A 282-nucleotide genomic window follows, 5' to 3' on the forward strand; every position below is an offset into this window, starting at 1 on the left:
AAGAAGCTTTTTCAGGTGCTTCGTAGGCAGGGCCATGTCTGGAACCACAAGCGTGTACACCGGATTTACTGTCTGCTAAAACTGAATTTTCGTCGTAAGGGTAAACAACGCCTGCCGGTGCGCAATCCGGCTCCGCTGGCAACGCCAGAAGCCCTCAACCAAAGCTGGTCGATTGATGTTATGCACGACGCGCTGACATGTGGCCGTCGTTTTCGGACTTTCAATGTCGTCGATGATTTTAACCGAGAAGCTCTGGCGATCGAAATTGACCTAAATATCCCA

Annotated in this window: 1 pseudogene; it reads left to right on the forward strand. The window is 50.7% G+C overall.

What is annotated here, in order from left to right:
- Positions 1-282, forward strand: a pseudogene (locus YALDO0001_RS19585) (IS3 family transposase); the annotation flags it as partial.

The organism is Yersinia aldovae ATCC 35236 (assembly GCF_000173735.1).
Lineage (GTDB): Bacteria > Pseudomonadota > Gammaproteobacteria > Enterobacterales > Enterobacteriaceae > Yersinia > Yersinia aldovae.